Raw genomic sequence first — 17363 nt, 5'->3', positions numbered from 1 at the left:
TTACCACCAGTGCTCCATAAAGTCTCGGATAAATCCTAAAACTAAATTAATAAAATTTTTATTGAGCAGAATTTTCAAAAAAAACCAAAATAAAATCATGGATCATAAAAAACCTCTAGTTATTTCAATTCTTGGACCAACAGCCAGTGGAAAAACAAACCTTGCAATTGAATTAGCTGAGTTTTTTGAATTAAACATCAATAACGTAGATTCCAGGCAAATGTATTTTGGAATGGATATTGGTACGGCAAAGCCAACAAAAGCCCAACAAAAAAGAATTAGGCATCATCTAGTTGATATTGCATATCCAAATAACCCGCTAACGATTCATGAATTTAGAGAAAAAGCAACCCAATCACTTTCACAAAGCTTTAGATCAAAAAACATGGGTTTGTTAGTTGGTGGAAGCGGACTTTATATAAAATCAATAACCCATGGCTTACAGCCGCCAGCAGTATCAGCACAAAATTTTTTAAGAAATCAATTTGAAAAAATTGAGCAATTTGAACGGCATCAAATCCTTTCATGTTGTGACCCAATTTCAGCTAAAAAAATTTCTCAATCTGACTCATCCAGAACTATAAGAGCTTTGGAGGTATTTTATACAACAGGATTACCAATCAGCTCGCAACAAACTCTTAAACCACCAAAATGGCATCTACTTGAACTTGGTTTAAATCCGAGTGATCTTGATCAAAGAATAATCAGTAGAACAAAAGATATGTATAAAAATGGTTTAGTAAAAGAAACAAAGAAATTGATCAATCGCTACGGAGAGTGTCTGCCTCTATTAAAAACTATCGGCTATGAAGAAGCATTGTGTATTATCAAAGGTACAATGAAAACGCCTGAAGCAATTGCCATAACAACACAGCGAACCAAGAAATTCGCTAAAAGACAACGCACTTGGTTCAAAAACCAACATTCGCCAATATGGTTGAATGACCAAAATCCTTTTGATGAATCAAAAAATTTGATTCAAAAAGCGATAAGGTTAATTAAATAGATTAATTTTTATTCTTTTTTCTCCCAAGGTTCTTAAACAAACTGAATGCCACCACGTCCTCGTTTTGATCGCCGCGCCCCTGAAAGGGAACTTCCAAACATAAACGATCGCATCAAGTATCCAAAACTTCGAGTGGTTGATGCTGATGGGTCACAACTCGGAGTAATTACTCGAGATGAAGCTCTTGAAGTTGCCATAGACAGAGAACTTGATCTTGTATTAGTTAGCGAAAAAGCAAATCCTCCAGTTTGTAGGATTATGAACTATGGCAAATTTAAATTTGAACAAGAAAAGAAAGCAAAAGAAGCAAAGAAAAAGTCGCACCAGACAGAAGTTAAGGAAGTAAAAATGAGATACAAAATTGACCAACATGATTATGAGGTCAGAATTGGTCAAGCAACTCGTTTTTTAAAGTCTGGAGATAAAGTTAAATGCACAGTTATATTCAGAGGCCGAGAAATTCAACACACAAACTTAGCTGAGACCCTACTAAAAAGAATGGCAAATGATCTTGAAGAACAAGCAGAGGTTCAGCAGTCACCAAAACGAGAAGGCAGAAATATGATTATGTTCCTATCTCCAAGAAAAACCCCATTGGTCAAAAAAGAAAATAAAGATCAAAGTCAATCTCGAGCAGTTAGAACAATTGACTAGCGAGATAATATTTTAAAAGATTTTTCTTTAGGACAAAGATCGAATTGTCACTTTTCAAAATTTAAATTATTGTAGCCTCAAGAAAGTGAAGCCTATTGAATTGAGATTCCATATACAACAAGAGAGCGAAATACCAGCGTCTAGTCAGCTGTATAACCAAATCTGTTTTGCAATAGCAGCTAGACATTATCCCCCTGGGCACAGACTTCCGAGTACGAGACAACTCGCTATGCAAACTGGTTTACACAGAAATACAGTCAGCAAGGTATATCGGCAACTGGAGACAGATGGAGTAGTTGAAGCAATTGCAGGATCAGGTATTTACGTAAGGGATCAACAAAAACAAAGAGATCTTAGAGCCTCAGGCGTAAATTTTAAGAATAGAGAGGTTAAAGATATTGACCAAGAGGTTAGAAAATATGTTGATTCACTTTTAAATGCAGGATGTACTCTTCAGCAAACAAGAGACCTTTTCATTCAGGAAATTAATTGGAGGTTAAGATGTGGCGCCAGAGTATTAGTTAGCACTCCCAGAGAGGATATTGGAGCATCAATGCTAATAGCGGAAGAATTGGCACCTCACTTGGAGGTACCAGTGGAAGTTGTCCCAATGGAGGAACTGGAAAATATTCTTGAAAATTCAAATAATGGCACTGTCGTAACTAGCCGTTACTTTCTTCAACCTCTTGAGGAACTTGCAAAAAGGTACAGTGTCAGAGCAATTGCGGTTGATTTAAGCGATTTTAAAAAAGAACTTACAATGCTTAAAGAACTTCGAGCCGGCAGTTGTGTAGGAATAGTAAGCATAAGCCCAGGAATTCTTAGAGCTGCACAAATAATTCTCCACAGCATGAGAGGGAATGATTTACTTCTTATGACAGCCAATCCAGATGTAGGAAGTAGACTAATTGCTTTATTAAGAGCAGCAAGTCACGTGCTTTGTGACAGTCCCAGTCTACCAGTAGTTGAACATACGCTTAGACAGAATCGATCTCAACTAATAAGAATGCCTCAAATTCATTGTGCTGAAAATTATCTAAGTGAATCAACTATTCAACATTTAAAGAAAGAAATTGGTCTTACAAATTAATCTCTTTTAAAAATGCTTAAATCTATTTCTTCCTACCTTGAAATTATTAAAGAAAGAGATCCTGCCGCAAGAGGTTTTTTTGAAATACTTTTATGTTACCCCGGCTTTCATGCATTAGTCATACACAGGATAAGTCATAAACTATGGAGATTAAAAGTTCCATTACTACCTCGTTTAATAAGTCAATTAACTAGAGCATTTACTGGAATCGAAATTCATCCAGGTGCCAAAATTGGTCGCGGAGTATTTATAGATCATGGAATGGGAGTAGTTATTGGAGAAACAACAGAAATTGGAAATAGATGCTTACTTTATCAAGGGGTGACACTTGGTGGAACTGGTAAAGAGCTTGGGAAAAGACATCCCACATTAGAAGAAAACGTGGTAATTGGAGCTGGTGCAAAAGTACTTGGTGCAATACAGATTGGACAAAATACTAGAATAGGAGCCGGTTCAGTGGTAGTAAAAGATGTTGAAGCCGAAAGCACTGTAGTAGGAATCCCTGGAAGAGTTGTTCATAAAAGTGGAGTGAGAATTAACCCATTGGCGCATTCTGCATTACCGGATACTGAAGCAGATGTGATACTTAACTTGATGGAGAGGATAGATTACCTGGAGAATCAACTTAATTCTTATCAAGAATATCTAGATGATGTTAAAGAAGGGAAAATACCAAAAGGTATTTCACCAGGCAAAGCGCAAAATCTCAAAGATAAAGAGATCATTGAGTTTTTTGGAGAAAATGATTACTCTATATAGATAAAATGGAATCTAGGATTTGGATTCTTTTGACACTGGCTGGAACATAAACATTGAATAGATAACATTTCTTCTCATGTTTGTCATCATATCAAGGAACATATCATAGCCTTCATTTTTATATTCAATTAAGGGATCTTTTTGTCCATAACCTCTTAGTCCTACAGACTCTCTAAGTGCATCCATCGCCTGAAGATGTTCACGCCACAAAGTATCAACTTGTTGTAGAACAAAGAATCTCTCTGCTTCTCTCATCATGCCAGGGTTTGTCTGCTCAATTTGTGCCTCTTTAAGGTCATAAGCATTGCGAAGTTGTTCTTGTAAAAATGCTTTCAACTCCTCAATATTCAGGCCAGTTAGTTGCTCAGGTCTTAAATCCTCAAGCAAATATACAAATTCTTTTGCCTTACTTAGAAGTTGATCAACATCCCATTCTTCCGGGGGAAGATCAGGATTAACATATGCTTCAACAACTTCGTCCATAGTCTTTTCTCCATAACCAATAACCTGTTTCTTTAACTCACTCCCTTTGAGAACTCTTCGTCTTTCAGAGTAAACAGCTTTTCTTTGATTATTCATAACCTCGTCATACTCGAAGACTTGCTTTCTTATGTCGTAATAATAAGTCTCAACCTTTTTTTGAGCACCTTCAAGTGAACGGGTAAGCATTCCAGATTCAATAGGCATATCTTCCTCTACTCGGAAGGCATTCATTAATGAGGCAACTCTCTCACCTCCAAAAATTCTCAAAAGATTATCTTCCAAAGATAAGAAAAATCTAGTACTACCTAGATCACCCTGCCTTCCAGACCTACCTCTCAATTGATTATCTACTCGTCTAGATTCATGTCGCTCGGTTCCAATTACATGAAGCCCTCCTGCTTCTCGAACTCTTGTATCCTCTTGCTTAACAACAACATCATATTCGCTTTTCACTTTCTCTATTGCTTCCCTTAAAGCCATTATTTCTAAATCATCTGTGGGGGCTTTCTCTCCAGCCGTTGCAATCCTATCTTCAAGTTCAATAACAGTTAAGGTTCTGTCGCCCCAACTTTTCACAAGCCTTTTTGCCAAATCTCTAAGGTGATCATCTGTTTCAGCTGTTAACTGACATGGGTAAAGGCTTTTTTGTGATTTGGGTTTTGTCTTTTTAGGAGTTTCTCTAATATCCCCAATTGAATTTTCAAAACCCTCCTTTTGTTCATTAATTCTTTGAAGAGGCTTGGGAGGTTGGTGTCCTTCCTCAGGTCTCACAAGTCGAGGGATGAGAACCTCCCTCAATTTAAGCCTAGCCATGTAGTCACTATTCCCACCAAGAATGATGTCAGTTCCTCTACCAGCCATATTTGTCGCAATAGTTACAGCACCAGCTCGGCCAGCTTGCGCAACTATTTCAGCTTCTCTCTCGACATTTTCTGGCTTAGCATTCAAAAGATTGTGGGGAATATTTTCCTCGGAGAGAAGTGAACTCAGTAATTCACTTTTTTCAACACTTGTTGTTCCAACAAGTACTGGTCGGCCCTCTCTATGGATACCAGCAGTCTCTTTGGCAACTGCCTTCCATTTACCAACTTCTGTTTTGTAAACCTGATCAACCCAATCTTGCCTTGCGACAACTCTGTTAGTTGGGATGACAGTAGTTTCTAGTTTATATGTTTTCTCAAATTCAACCTCCTCTGTTTTGGCAGTACCTGTCATGCCTGACAAACGTGGATATAACAAGAAAAAATTTTGATAGGTGATTGATGCCAGTGTCTGTGTCTCAGGTTGAATAGCAAGTGCCTCTTTGGCCTCAATGGCTTGATGCTGGCCATCACTCCATCTTCTCCCAGGCATTACTCGACCAGTAAATTCATCAACAATCACTGCCTCACCATCCCTTACGATGTAGTTGACATCCCTTGTAAAGAGTTCTTTTGCTTTTAGTGCATTTGTAATGTAATGAGCCCAAGGATCTTTTGGATCAAATAAATCATTGACCTTCAGGAGGTCTTCCGTTTTCGCAAAACCTTCATCAGTAAGGGTGCAACTTCGTTGTTTTTCATCAACTTCATAATCTCCTTCAGGATCAATCCCATCTTTTCCAATTTCTGCTGCTCTAGATAAAGCTGAAACTATTTCTGCAGCTTTTTCATATTTTTCCTGAGGCCTCTCAACTTGTCCTGAGATAATAAGCGGAGTTCTAGCCTCATCAATCAAAATTGAATCGACTTCATCAATTACGCAAAAATGAAAATCCTTTTGTACGACTTCCGAAATATCCGCTGCCATATTATCTCGTAAGTAATCAAAACCTAATTCAGAATTAGTTGCATAAGTTATGTCACATCCGTAATTACTCTTTCTTTGCTGGGGGCTCATCTCTTGTTGAATTAATCCAACAGTTAGTCCTAGAAAACGATGAACCTGGCCCATCCATTCAGCGTCTCTTCTAGCTAGATAATCATTAACAGTTACTACATGAACTCCCCTTCCTGTTAAAGCATTAAGGAAGCTTGGAAGTGTTGCAACTAAAGTTTTTCCCTCTCCGGTTTTCATCTCGGCGATTTGGCCTTCATGAAGAACCATTCCTCCTATTAACTGAACATCAAAATGTCTCATCCCTAGGACACGTTTTGAGGCCTCTCTGACTATTGCGAATGCCTCTGGCAAAAGCTTATCTAGAAGTTCTTGCTGCTCTCCGAAGGAATTGGTCTTCTCCAGACGCTGTCTAAAGTCTGCAGTTCTCATCCTCAATTCATCATCACTCAATGGTGAAATGTCATCCTCAAGGATATTTATGTCTGTTACCAAAGGAGAAAACCGCTTCAGCTTGCGGGCATTAGGGTCACCCAGCAGTTGCTTGAGCATCTAACAATTTATAAACGTTTGTACTTATAAGAATAACTTTTAATTAGCACGAAACTCTACCGAATTATCCGCCAAAACTGATCTAGGTTACTTAATTTAAAAAACCAAACCGCAAAACCCATTCCATTAAGAATTAATCTATTTCAAAAACTTGCCAAATTAGATCAAATGGCTGATATCTCTATTATCAAACATGCTCGAGGTGCTCCTGGGTTAAGACTTTTTGGTTTGGGGCCCTCTTTAATTCCATCAAGAGGCCTCAATCAACTACAGCAACTTTTAACTGAGCACACCTTTTGGGCGGCCGATAGAAAAAAAAATTCACTCAGATTAATGATAAAAAACAGTACAGTTGTTGTAAGTTTATGGGAAAACAAAAGACTGATTGGATTTGGTAGAGCTACTAGCGATAAGATTTTTAGAGCAGTCTTATGGGACGTAGTCATTGCTGATGATTGTCAAGGGATTGGGCTGGGTAAAATTCTCATAGAGGCTATTTTAAAAACTCCTGCAATTAAAAAGGCGGAGAGAGTATACTTAATGACTACTAATTGCTCAGATTTCTATAAGCAAATGGGCTTTAGAGTATCTAAAAATCAACAATTACTGGTAACATTAAATCCAAATAAATAAATTTAATCTACAAATGATCCTCAGATATTCAAAAAGTTGAAGTTAATAAATCAAGTTGAGTATTACTCTAAATTAGATAAACTATAAACGATAAACTTAATAGATTAATACAAATATAATTATCTAATTGATAAATCTACAAATTTTGAGAAAAGCGGATGAAGAGATTCGAACTCTCGACATTCTCCTTGGCAAGGAGATGCTCTACCACTGAGCTACATCCGCAAAAACTAACTTCAATGATCTACAGGATTAGCATGCCCTAGAACAGGTACAAAGGTCAATTACTTTTTAGATACAGTATCAACTGATTTCCCCCATCAACGATCCCATCTCAATAGCTTGAAGGGCATAACTCCAACCTAAATTATTTTTAATTCCTGCTCTTTCAAGAGCTTGTTGCATATTGTCGGTTGTTAGAACTCCAAAAACGATAGGTATCTCCGTCTCTCGAGCAACATTCGAAATTCCTTTACTGGCTTCAGCTACAACTACGTCAAAATGAGGAGTGTCACCTCTTATGACGGCACCCAAAGTGATTAAAACGTCATAACGATTTGTTTTTGCTAACTTTTGAGCAACTATTGGAAGTTCAAATGAGCCTGGGACCCAAGCGATATCGAGCTGAGAACTTTCTTCTGAGATATCAATGCCATGCCTTGAAAGGCAATCAAGACATCCTGAAAGCAGTTTACTTGTAACTAAATCATTAAATCGAGCAACTACAATACCCACCTTCAGAGCAGATGAGTTAGTGAAACGGCCTTCAAACTTAACCATATTTCGAAACTACTGATAGCTGACTAATACAACCTTCGCACAAGGTTTGCCTAAGTTCAAACTAAAGCAGCAATAGCTCCATTTGCTAGAACCAAATGGAACCAAACTCCTCCAATGATTTCAATTTTTCTAATCTCTCCATTTCTCCTATCAGATGGATCTGTCTGAGTCATGTAAAGAACTGGTACGCCCACTACCAATATTAGAGATGCGAAAAGGAGGGCATTTGCGAGGATGAAGCTAATGGCTTGCATGGCAATCGTGAATTTGGAGCTAAAACTCTGAATATCAGATATTTTCACATGTTACATGCATCTTTTGTTCTGGAAATCAAGAGTTGTCGCGAGGCTTCACATGCAAAATTAATTTTTGCCCTTACTATGCCTTAAATACTTTGGTAGAAAATTTAAATGGCTGCCCAGAATTCAATTCAAGGCAGCTTGTTTGGTGAACCTGTAGAAGAGTCATCTCAAAAGAGTTCTTGGAAGGGAAAAACGAATTCTCCAAGTGAAGAAATTTCTAATGAGGAGCTCCAGCTAGATGCTCTAAATAGACCAAGAGAATCAAAAAAATCAAAAAATAGCCTTAATTGGCAAATAAATGGTTTTGAAAGTCAAGATGCAAATCAAAAAGAAAACGATTGGTCTCATCATTCTCTTGTCAATATTGATGAGTTAACCCCGGTATTACGGCATTACGTTGAACTAAAAAAAAATGATCCTGAGAGAATTCTGCTTTACCGATTGGGTGATTTTTTCGAGTGCTTTTTTGAGGATGCTATTAAACTCTCAAAAAATCTTGAGATCACACTCACTGGAAAAGAAGCTGGAAAGAAAATTGGGAGAGTGCCAATGGCAGGTATTCCTCATCATGCAGCTGAAAAATATTGTGCAGAACTTGTTCAAAAAGGATTTTCAATCACAATTTGCGATCAACTTGAAAACGCCTTAAACAAAAGCTCATCACATATTAAAAGAGGCATAACAAGAATTATTACCCCAGGAACCATAATTGAAGAGGGGATGCTTCAAGCAAGAAAAAACAACTGGTTGAGCGCTGTATTAATTGAAAAATCAGTAAATGAGACTAATTTGCTTTGGGCAATAGCAAGCGTAGACGTCAGCACAGGAGAATTTATCGTTCAAGAGGGCAATAATAATGAATCACTTTTTCAAGAATTGATGAAAACAGAAGCATCAGAAATAATTTGTGCAGAAACTAAAGGCAAAGAAAATTTTCAATGGTGTCCAAAAAATATAAATTTAACCGAAGTTGAGAAAACACCTTTTAGTACTTTAGAAGCAGAATCATCGTTAAAAAAGCATTACAAATTAAGTACTCTAAATGGATTGGGTCTTCATGAATATCCCAGAGCTTTACGGGTTTCTGGTGGTTTAGTAAATTATATCAATCAAACAAATCCCTCTTTTGAAGATAATGCAGAGGAGAAACATATCCCACTTGAACCTCCTAAAATCCTCTCCAACAACGAAGTATTAATTATTGATGCACAAACAAGAAGGAATTTGGAAATTACATGTACTCAACGAGATGGGCAATTTCAAGGCTCATTATTATGGGCCATTGATAGAACACTTACATCAATGGGTGGGAGATGTCTCAGGAGATGGTTAGAGGCACCCTTAACAAATAAAAGCCAAATAATTTCTAGACAAAATATTGTCACAAAACTAGTTCAGGCAAGTTCGTTGAAAAATGACATTCGAAAATCATTAAGATCAATGGGCGACTTAGAGAGATTGGCGGGGCGAGCGGGAGCAGGCCATGCCAGTGGAAGAGATTTAGCTGCAATTTCAGATGGACTTCTTAGATTACCAAGCCTATCAAAACTGATAAAAAATATTTCGAATAATTCACCTAAATGGTTGATTTCTATTCAACAAATCAATCCAAAATTAATAAAAATTGGTGAAAAAATAGATAATTATTTGATTGATAATCAACCTTTAGGTTTAACAGAAGGGGGTATTATTAATGATGGAATAGATTCATTACTTGATGGGTTAAGAAATCAACTTGATGATCAAGATGATTGGCTGAAAAACCAAGAAATACTTGAAAGAAAACGAAGTAATATAAACAATCTAAAGATTCAGTATCACAGAACATTTGGTTACTTCTTATCAGTAACCAAATCTAAAGCCAATTCAGTACCAGATCACTGGATAAGAAGGCAAACATTGGCAAATGAGGAGCGTTTTATAACCCCGGATTTAAAAGCAAGAGAGGGTAAAATATTTCAACTTAAAGCTAGAGCAGCTCAAAGAGAATACGAGATATTTTGCGAATTAAGGCTAGAAGTTGGCAAACATGCCTTTGAAATACGCAAAGCAGCAAAAGCCATTGCAGGTATTGATTGTTTGGCTAGCTTGGCAGAAATCGCTGCCACTAATTCTTATTCAATGCCAGAAATACTTGAAGCAAATAAAAATGATACCAAAATAAATAATATCTCTAAATGTCGGCATCCAGTCGTCGAACAAATACTTTCCGAGAAAAAATTTCAACCAAACAACATTAATATCGGTCAAACATTTGATCTAATCGTTCTTACAGGACCAAATGCAAGTGGCAAAAGTTGCTATCTCAGACAAATAGGTTTAGTGCAATTACTTGCTCAAATTGGTAGTTGGATCCCCGCAGAAAAAGCCTCAATAACTATCGCAGATCGAATTTTTACAAGAGTGGGTGCTGTAGACGATCTTTCGGCCGGTCAATCAACTTTCATTGTTGAAATGTCTGAAACCGCATTTATTCTAAATCAAGCAACCGAACATTCTATTGTTTTGCTAGATGAGATAGGTAGGGGAACATCAACTTTTGATGGACTATCAATTGCCTGGGCGGTTAGTGAATACCTTGCGAAAACAATAAGAAGTAGAACAATATTTGCAACTCATTACCATGAGCTAAATCAATTATCAAAGACATTGTCTAACGTGAAAAATTTCCAAGTGCTGGTAGAAGAAACAGGAGATGAATTAATTTTCTTACATGAAGTTATTCCTGGCGGTTCCAACAAAAGCTATGGAATAGAGGCGGCAAGACTGGCAGGAGTCCCTATAAAAGTTGTAAATAGAGCAAAGAGTATTCTTGAAAACCTTCAAAAGAATGGATCAATGAAATAGTTTTATTTCCACTTATCTTTTGTAAACTGACGCTCTTAAAAGAGCATTCAAAGTAGCTCCTGCCAATGCAGACCCACCACGATTACCATCAATTCGAATTTGATTCAAATTAGTTTTAGCTAATCTCTCTTTACTTTGAATAACACCAACAAAACCCACAGGCATACCAATAATTAGACTTGGAACATTACAACCTGCCGAAACCAAATCAAGAAGGGTCTCCAATCCAGTTGGTGCACTTCCAATCAAGACAATTGGTGATTGGCTGCCGGAAAATTTACTTGAGAGCTCTATCCATGCATTTTTCATCCCATGTGAAGTCCTTGTTTCAGAAGCATTTAGAGTTTCTGGCGCCCAATCCAACACACAATTCACTTGAGAGCTAATTGTCCTGCTTGCCATTTGAGCAATCGAAGCCTTAGCCATATTTGTATCAGTCAGTATTGGTGCACCAGCTTTAATAGCCTTAAGAGCTGATTGACATGATCCAGGACTAAATTTCAAAAGAGATTGGATGGAAAAATCACCTGTTGTATGAATCAATCTCTCCAAAACATCTTGCTGCAATGGATTCAGCCCTGTCTCACCCAGTTTACCTTTGATAATTTCAATACTTTTAGTAAAAATTGGATGATCTAATGTCATTTATTTTGCGAATTGAATAAATTAGGTTGTCTAATGGTTCCAAAAGGTAGTTTTTTGTAAATGCCAATACATTTATTTTGGGGTGATAATTTGGCATCCAAAAATAGATCAATCGAGAATTTAATTAAAGATATTATTGATCCAAATTGGAGCAATATCAATCTTAGTAAATTCGATGGTAAAGAGATGCAGGAAATTAACCAAATTTTTTCTGAGGTAAGAACCCCCCCATTTGGAAGTGGTGGAAGAGTTGTATTTGTAAATAACAGCTCTTTTTGCAATGGGTGTTCTAACGAAATTGGGAAAAAATTTGAAGAAGTTCTAGATTTAATTCCTGAAAATACTCACCTTATTTTAAGCAATAGAAATAAACCGGATGGTCGATTAAAAACTACCAAAGCCCTTCAAAAATTAAAATCTAAAAAAATTGTTTATGAGAAAAGTTTCTCTCTTCCTGCTTTTTGGGATGAACGTGGAAAAATAAACCTCATTTACAACATCGCAAAAACTTTAGACGTTGAATTAGAGGAAAAAGCAGCAATTGCCATAGTAGAGGCTATAGGAATAGACACTGAGAGAATTGAATCAGAAATTGAAAAACTTCGATTATTTGAAGAAGCAAAAGAAAAAAAAGATTCACAAAAGAAAACGAAAGTAATTAAATTGGAAACTATAAAAACGTTAATCAGATCGACATCAACAAATTCACTTGAAGTTGGTACACATCTGATTGAAAACAATATTGGCGAAGCATTATCAAAAATAAGTGCTTTAATTGATTCTGGAGAACCACCACTAAAAATAGTTGCCTCACTAACCACCCAAATAAGAGCTTTTTTATGGGTCAGCCTATTAACCAAGCAAAATCAAAATGACATTGGATTTATCGCTAAAGCAGCAGGAATTGCGAATCCAAAAAGAATTTATTTTATGCAGAAGCAAATTAAAGATATACCGTCAAAGAATTTTTTGAATTTATTGAGTCAACTTCTTGAAATTGAAGTCTCATTAAAAAGAGGAACAAACCCTATGCATGCATTTCAAGACGGTCTTCTGACACATTTTTGATTTTTTTTCCTAGTAAATGAAATAATTAATATCATAAAAATAAAAAATTAATGAGTTTGTTAATACAAAAATTTGGTGGTACATCAGTAGGCTCAGTCGAGAGAATTCAATCAATCGCTAGAAAAATCTGTGCCACGAAAGAACTTGGTAATGATCTAGTAGTTGTTGTATCGGCCATGGGAAAAACAACAGACGACTTAAATAATATTGCTCTCTCAATTAATCAGAACCCACCCCCAAGAGAGATGGATATGCTCCTTGCTACTGGAGAGCAAGTAACAATTGCACTCCTAAGTATGGCACTGAATCATTTAGGAATTCCTGCAATATCAATGACTGGTAGCCAAGTTGGAATAATTACCGAATCGTCTCATGGGAAAGCGAGGATTCTAGAAATCAAAAAAGATCGCATCAAATCACTTTTAAATAAAGGCCTAATAGTGATTGTGGCAGGATTTCAAGGGACAAGCTTAAGTAGTGAAGGTACTCAAGAAATCACAACACTTGGGAGAGGTGGATCAGATACTTCCGCAGTCGCATTAGCAGCAGCTTTAGGAGCTGAAGTCTGTGAAATTTACACCGACGTCCCAGGTGTCCTTACTAGTGATCCGCGAAAAGTATCTAATGCACAACTGATGGCACAGATAAGTTGTGATGAAATGCTTGAACTTGCAAGCTTAGGAGCTGAGGTATTACATCCGAGAGCAGTTGAAATAGCGCGAAATTATGGGGTTAAGCTTAAGGTGAAGTCCAGTTGGGAGGATCTTCCAGGGACTACTCTCACAAGCAGAAAGAACCTATTTACTTCAAATAGCTTAGGTTTAGAGCACATTAAATCTGTTGATGGACTTGAGCTTGTTGATGGGCAAACAGTAATAGGACTTTCTCACATACCTGATAAGCCTGGTGTTGCAGCAAATTTATTTGAAGCTTTATCTGATGGAGGAGTAAATGTTGACTTAATTATTCAATCTCTTCCTGAAGAAAAAAGTAATGATATTACATTTACCGTGGCAAACAAAGAATCAAAAAAAGCTAAGGAAATATGTAACTTATTAGTGAATGAGCTTGGTGGAATACTTTCATTACAAACAAATATGTCAAAGATCAGCATTAGTGGGGCTGGAATTATGGGTAGGCCGGGAGTCGCTGCAAACTTATTTGAAACATTATCGAAAGTTGGAATCAATGTAAGAGTAATTGCAACAAGTGAAGTAAAAGTAAGCTGCGTAATTGATGCTGAATTTGGCAAAAAAGCGATAAGAGCTGTTAGTGAAACTTTTGAACTTAATGATAAACAAATAAAGATAAATCCTTCAATATTAGCAAATAATGACCCCGAAGTAAGAGGCGTTGCAATAGATCCAGATCAAGCACAAGTAAGTGTCAGAAAAGTTCCAGATAATCCAGGAAGTGCAGCAGCAATTTTTTCAGCATTAGCTGAATCTGGAATTACTCTTGATACTATTGTTCAATCAGAAAGAAAGCATCAAGACGGAAGTAAAGATATTAGTTTCACGCTAAAAAAACAAGATAGGAAAAAAGCTGGGGAAGCTTTAGAGTTTTTATTAAAAAAATGGGGTAATTCCGAAATTAAAGATGGTCCATCCATTGCAAAAGTTAGCGCCGTTGGATCTGGAATGCCACATACAGTTGGCACAGCAGGAAGAATGTTCAGGGCTTTAGCAGAATCAAAAATAAATATTGAAATGATAGCTACCAGTGAAATAAGAACCACATGCTTAGTAAAAGAAAGTGATGGTGTAGTTGCATTAAATGTTGTTCATGAATGTTTCAGGTTAGGAAAAAATGAAAGTCAATAGTTAATTCCCATTTAATAATTTTTTTCTTATTTTTTTTATTCGATCTCTTAGATTAGCAGCTTTTTCAAAGTCTAATTCTTCTGCTGCTAGTTTCATCTTTTTTTCTAAAGATACAATAATATCGGGCAATTCATCTAAACTTAGATTTGAGTTATCATTCTCATTGAGTTCATCAATTGTTTGATCTGCTATTTGTAAAATCTGATCATTTGAATTTTCGCTTTGTAATCTTCTTGATAATTCTAAAAAGGATAAAATTGAATTTTTAGGTTTTTTACCAGCAGGTTTAGGTGTAATAGAGTGATCTTGATTATATTTAATCTGAATTTCTCTTCTTCGTTGAGTTTCATCGATAGCAAATATCATAGATTCAGTCATATTATCTGCATATAAAATAGCCACTCCATTTACATGTCTTGCTGCTCTCCCTATGGTTTGTATTAAAGATCTTTTTGCACGCAAAAAACCTTCTTTATCAGCGTCAAGGATTATAACTAATGATACTTCCGGCAAATCCAATCCTTCTCTAAGAAGATTAACTCCAACCAATACATCATATTCTCCCACTCTTAAATCTTGTATGATTTCGATTCTTTCTATTGAATGAATTTCTGAATGAAGATATCGCACTCTTATGCCATTATCTGATAAAAAATCAGTAAGATCTTCGGCCATTCTTTTCGTCAAAGTTGTTATTAAAATTCTCTCTTGCTTCTTAACTCTCTTATTTATCTCGCCAAGGAGATCATCAATTTGACCTTTTGTGGGTCTAACTTCCACACGAGGGTCAAGAACTCCAGTTGGGCGAATCACTTGCTCCGCAATTGCTCCAGAACTTTTAGATAATTCCCAATCACCTGGAGTAGCGCTGATAAAAAGAGTTTGCTTTGCTTTTTCCCAAAACTCTTCACTTTTAAGAGGACGGTTATCTGCAGCGCTGGGTAATCTAAATCCATGATCAATTAAAACTTTTTTTCGCGACTGATCACCGTTATACATTGCTAAAAGTTGTGGGCAAGTTACATGACTCTCATCAACTACTAAAAGCCAATCATCGGGGAAATAATCAATTAAACATTCAGGAGGTGACCCTTGATTTCTGCCTGATAAATGTCGTGCATAATTCTCAACTCCATTACAATAGCCAACTTCTTGCAGCATTTCTAAATCATACTTTGTTCTCTGTTCTAATCTTTGCGCCTCAAGCAATTTTCCCTCTTCATTAAAAAAAGATAGCCTATCTTTAAGTTCTTTTTTTATATTTGAAAGAGCTAAATCAAGCCTCTCTTTGGGTGTAACAAAATGTTTGGCTGGATAAATATTTATCGTTTCAAGACTTTCTAAAATTTCACCTGTAGTTGGATCAACATATCTTATTGCCTCAATTTCATCACCGAAAAGTTCTATTCGAACTAACCTATCATCATATGCTGGGCCTATTTCCAAAACATCTCCTTTTAATCTAAATTTTCCGCGTGAAATCTCTATATCATTACGGCTATATTGATTATTAACCAAAGATCTCAAAGTGGATCTAATTTCAATTGTTTTTCCTAGGGCGAATTTTACAGATGCTTTAAGATACTCACTCGGTATCCCTAAACCATAAATACAACTTATTGAAGCAACAACAATAACATCCCTACGCTCAAATAATGATCTAGTGGCAGAGTGTCTCAGCATATCAATCTCTTCATTAATTGAAGATGTTTTTGCTATGTAGGTATCACTTACAGGTACGTAAGCCTCAGGCTGATAATAATCGTAGTAGGAGATAAAATATTCAACTGCATTTTTCGGAAAAAACTCCCTCAATTCATTACATAGTTGTGCAGCAAGAGTCTTATTGTGCGCTAGAACTAGTGCTGGCCGTCCAGTTTGAGCAATTACATTTGCTATTGTAAAGGTCTTACCAGTTCCGGTAGCTCCCAAAAGAGTTTGATACTGCTCTCCAGCATTAACGCCATTAACTAATTGTGTTATGGCTTTGGGTTGATCGCCTTTTGGACTATAAGGAGAGTGAAGTTTATAAAAAGACATTTAACTAATATCGCAGATTTCTCAGCCAATCGAGGATTCAATGCTAAAAACAAATCTTATGGAATTTTCTTGATTTTTGTACGTCTTAAGCTCTAATTGTTGTTTGTAAGGTTGATTCTTTCAAAGCTCTAACTGCCGCTATCATTTCAATTTCAGTACTTAATTTATTAACGGCAGAACCAACTCCAACGCCAGATGCACCCACGGCAAAAGCCATGGGGATAGTCACTGAGGACAATCCAGATGCACAAATAATTGGGACAAAACTATTACTTTTAGCAATTGCCTTTGAAATCACATGCGCTGCTGCCAAAGTTGGTGCAGCTTTTTGTATTAAACCTAATGATCCAGCTGTGTCGGGGATTGCACTAGTTCCACCCTCAGTCTGAATAATATCTGCACCTCTCTCAACAAGATTTATGGCTAATTGCTCTTGAACATCCAATGGGAGTGTATGAGGGACTGTTACGGACAATACGACGTCCGGCAGTAAAGAGCGTGACTGCTCAGTCAGAGCTAAAACTTCCTTCTGATCAAAATATCTTCCTTTTTTATAAAAAGAATCAAAATTACCAATTTCTATCATTGTTGCGCCAGCTTGTACTGCGGGAACAAAAGAATGTGGATCAACAGAGCTCACACATATGGGAAGTTCAGAACTTTTAATTGCTAGTCGCACTAAATCAGGATCGCATGCAACGTCCAACAAATTCGCTCCACCTATCGAGGAGGCTTTTGCAACCTTTTCAACCTTGGTTTTTTCAAAATTATCCAAACCTGAAATAACCTTTAGAAGTGAGCTTTGGCGAAGACTTCTTTCAAGTGAAATTGGCAAATTGGTTAAACGAGACATCAAATTACGAATC

The 17363-nt window shown here is 36.7% G+C and carries 14 protein-coding genes and 1 tRNA gene; 8 read left to right on the top strand and 7 right to left on the bottom strand.

Annotated elements, in window-relative coordinates; genetic code table 11:
• Positions 1-97: 97 nt before the first annotated feature.
• The 4 genes from miaA to cysE all read left to right on the top strand — a co-directional run bounded on the left by miaA (position 98) and on the right by cysE (position 3509).
• Positions 98-1006, top strand: coding sequence for a tRNA (adenosine(37)-N6)-dimethylallyltransferase MiaA (gene miaA, locus AC6EJA_RS06940; protein ID WP_498501939.1), 909 nt, complete (start codon positions 98-100; stop codon positions 1004-1006).
• Between the two features lie 45 nt (positions 1007-1051).
• The gene (gene infC / locus AC6EJA_RS06935) at positions 1052-1660 is read left to right on the top strand and encodes a translation initiation factor IF-3 (protein ID WP_498501938.1); all 609 of its coding nucleotides are present in this window, start codon (positions 1052-1054) and stop codon (positions 1658-1660) included.
• A 100-nt stretch (positions 1661-1760) separates the two neighbouring features.
• Entirely contained in the window at positions 1761-2750 is a 990-nt protein-coding gene (locus tag AC6EJA_RS06930) for a GntR family transcriptional regulator (protein ID WP_498501937.1), read from the top strand.
• Between the two features lie 12 nt (positions 2751-2762).
• The gene (gene cysE, locus AC6EJA_RS06925) at positions 2763-3509 is read left to right on the top strand and encodes a serine O-acetyltransferase (RefSeq protein ID WP_498501936.1); all 747 of its coding nucleotides are present in this window, start codon (positions 2763-2765) and stop codon (positions 3507-3509) included.
• 12 nt (positions 3510-3521) lie between these two features.
• On the opposite strand, the gene secA is transcribed toward cysE, so the two are convergent.
• Positions 3522-6359 carry a preprotein translocase subunit SecA gene (gene secA, locus AC6EJA_RS06920; RefSeq protein ID WP_498501935.1) on the bottom strand — a complete coding sequence of 946 codons (2838 nt, stop codon included), beginning with the start codon at positions 6357-6359 and terminating at the stop codon, positions 3522-3524.
• Positions 6360-6527: 168 nt separating this feature from the next.
• On the opposite strand from secA, the gene AC6EJA_RS06915 reads away from it, so the two are divergent.
• Complete coding sequence (locus tag AC6EJA_RS06915; protein ID WP_498501934.1) at positions 6528-6992, top strand: GNAT family N-acetyltransferase; 465 nt, start codon at positions 6528-6530, stop codon at positions 6990-6992.
• A gap of 153 nt (positions 6993-7145) precedes the next feature.
• On the opposite strand, the gene AC6EJA_RS06910 is transcribed toward AC6EJA_RS06915, so the two are convergent.
• From AC6EJA_RS06910 to psbZ, 3 genes are all read right to left on the bottom strand, one after another.
• A tRNA-Gly gene (locus AC6EJA_RS06910) sits at positions 7146-7217 on the bottom strand.
• Between the two features lie 78 nt (positions 7218-7295).
• On the bottom strand, positions 7296-7772 hold the full coding sequence (gene ribH / locus AC6EJA_RS06905; protein ID WP_498501933.1) for a 6,7-dimethyl-8-ribityllumazine synthase: 477 nt from the start codon (positions 7770-7772) through the stop codon (positions 7296-7298).
• A gap of 56 nt (positions 7773-7828) precedes the next feature.
• Positions 7829-8026 (bottom strand): photosystem II reaction center protein PsbZ, encoded by a 198-nt coding sequence (gene psbZ, locus AC6EJA_RS06900; RefSeq protein ID WP_498501932.1) that lies wholly within the window; start codon positions 8024-8026, stop codon positions 7829-7831.
• Between the two features lie 156 nt (positions 8027-8182).
• Here psbZ and mutS point away from each other — a divergent pair, with 156 nt between their 5' ends.
• A complete protein-coding gene (gene mutS / locus AC6EJA_RS06895) occupies positions 8183-10921 on the top strand; it encodes a DNA mismatch repair protein MutS (RefSeq protein ID WP_498501931.1) in 2739 nt (912 codons plus the stop codon).
• A 12-nt stretch (positions 10922-10933) separates the two neighbouring features.
• On the opposite strand, the gene AC6EJA_RS06890 is transcribed toward mutS, so the two are convergent.
• On the bottom strand, positions 10934-11566 hold the full coding sequence (locus AC6EJA_RS06890) for a precorrin-8X methylmutase (protein WP_498501930.1): 633 nt from the start codon (positions 11564-11566) through the stop codon (positions 10934-10936).
• A 90-nt stretch (positions 11567-11656) separates the two neighbouring features.
• Between AC6EJA_RS06890 and holA the strand changes: the two genes are divergently transcribed.
• Positions 11657-12634 (top strand): DNA polymerase III subunit delta, encoded by a 978-nt coding sequence (gene holA / locus AC6EJA_RS06885; protein WP_498501929.1) that lies wholly within the window; start codon positions 11657-11659, stop codon positions 12632-12634.
• 50 nt (positions 12635-12684) lie between these two features.
• On the top strand, positions 12685-14457 hold the full coding sequence (locus AC6EJA_RS06880) for an aspartate kinase (RefSeq protein ID WP_498501928.1): 1773 nt from the start codon (positions 12685-12687) through the stop codon (positions 14455-14457).
• Here the strand turns inward: AC6EJA_RS06880 and uvrB are convergent, their stop codons facing one another.
• Together uvrB and AC6EJA_RS06870 are read right to left on the bottom strand one after the other, a co-directional pair.
• Positions 14458-16497 carry an excinuclease ABC subunit UvrB gene (gene uvrB, locus AC6EJA_RS06875; RefSeq protein WP_498501927.1) on the bottom strand — a complete coding sequence of 680 codons (2040 nt, stop codon included), beginning with the start codon at positions 16495-16497 and terminating at the stop codon, positions 14458-14460.
• 85 nt (positions 16498-16582) lie between these two features.
• A complete protein-coding gene (locus AC6EJA_RS06870; protein ID WP_498501926.1) occupies positions 16583-17350 on the bottom strand; it encodes a DUF561 domain-containing protein in 768 nt (255 codons plus the stop codon).
• Positions 17351-17363: the final 13 nt, after the last annotated feature.

Source organism: Prochlorococcus sp. MIT2309 (assembly GCF_059772305.1).
Note: the sequence above shows the minus strand (reverse complement) of the source record. Positions and strands in the feature narration are given on the sequence as shown.

What these genes read in the sequence shown, in the direction of transcription:
- miaA (WP_498501939.1), top strand. Translation starts at nt 98, where the DNA reads ATGGATCATAAAAAACCTCTAGTTATTTCAATTCTTGGACCAACAGCC.
- AC6EJA_RS06915 (WP_498501934.1), top strand. Translation starts at nt 6,528, where the DNA reads ATGGCTGATATCTCTATTATCAAACATGCTCGAGGTGCTCCTGGGTTA.
- AC6EJA_RS06890 (WP_498501930.1), bottom strand. Translation starts at nt 11,566, where the DNA reads ATGACATTAGATCATCCAATTTTTACTAAAAGTATTGAAATTATCAAA.
- AC6EJA_RS06870 (WP_498501926.1), bottom strand. Translation starts at nt 17,350, where the DNA reads ATGTCTCGTTTAACCAATTTGCCAATTTCACTTGAAAGAAGTCTTCGC.
- psbZ (WP_498501932.1), bottom strand. Translation starts at nt 8,026, where the DNA reads ATGCAAGCCATTAGCTTCATCCTCGCAAATGCCCTCCTTTTCGCATCT.
- uvrB (WP_498501927.1), bottom strand. Translation starts at nt 16,497, where the DNA reads ATGTCTTTTTATAAACTTCACTCTCCTTATAGTCCAAAAGGCGATCAA.
- secA (WP_498501935.1), bottom strand. Translation starts at nt 6,359, where the DNA reads ATGCTCAAGCAACTGCTGGGTGACCCTAATGCCCGCAAGCTGAAGCGG.
- mutS (WP_498501931.1), top strand. Translation starts at nt 8,183, where the DNA reads ATGGCTGCCCAGAATTCAATTCAAGGCAGCTTGTTTGGTGAACCTGTA.
- ribH (WP_498501933.1), bottom strand. Translation starts at nt 7,772, where the DNA reads ATGGTTAAGTTTGAAGGCCGTTTCACTAACTCATCTGCTCTGAAGGTG.
- infC (WP_498501938.1), top strand. Translation starts at nt 1,052, where the DNA reads ATGCCACCACGTCCTCGTTTTGATCGCCGCGCCCCTGAAAGGGAACTT.
- cysE (WP_498501936.1), top strand. Translation starts at nt 2,763, where the DNA reads ATGCTTAAATCTATTTCTTCCTACCTTGAAATTATTAAAGAAAGAGAT.
- AC6EJA_RS06880 (WP_498501928.1), top strand. Translation starts at nt 12,685, where the DNA reads ATGAGTTTGTTAATACAAAAATTTGGTGGTACATCAGTAGGCTCAGTC.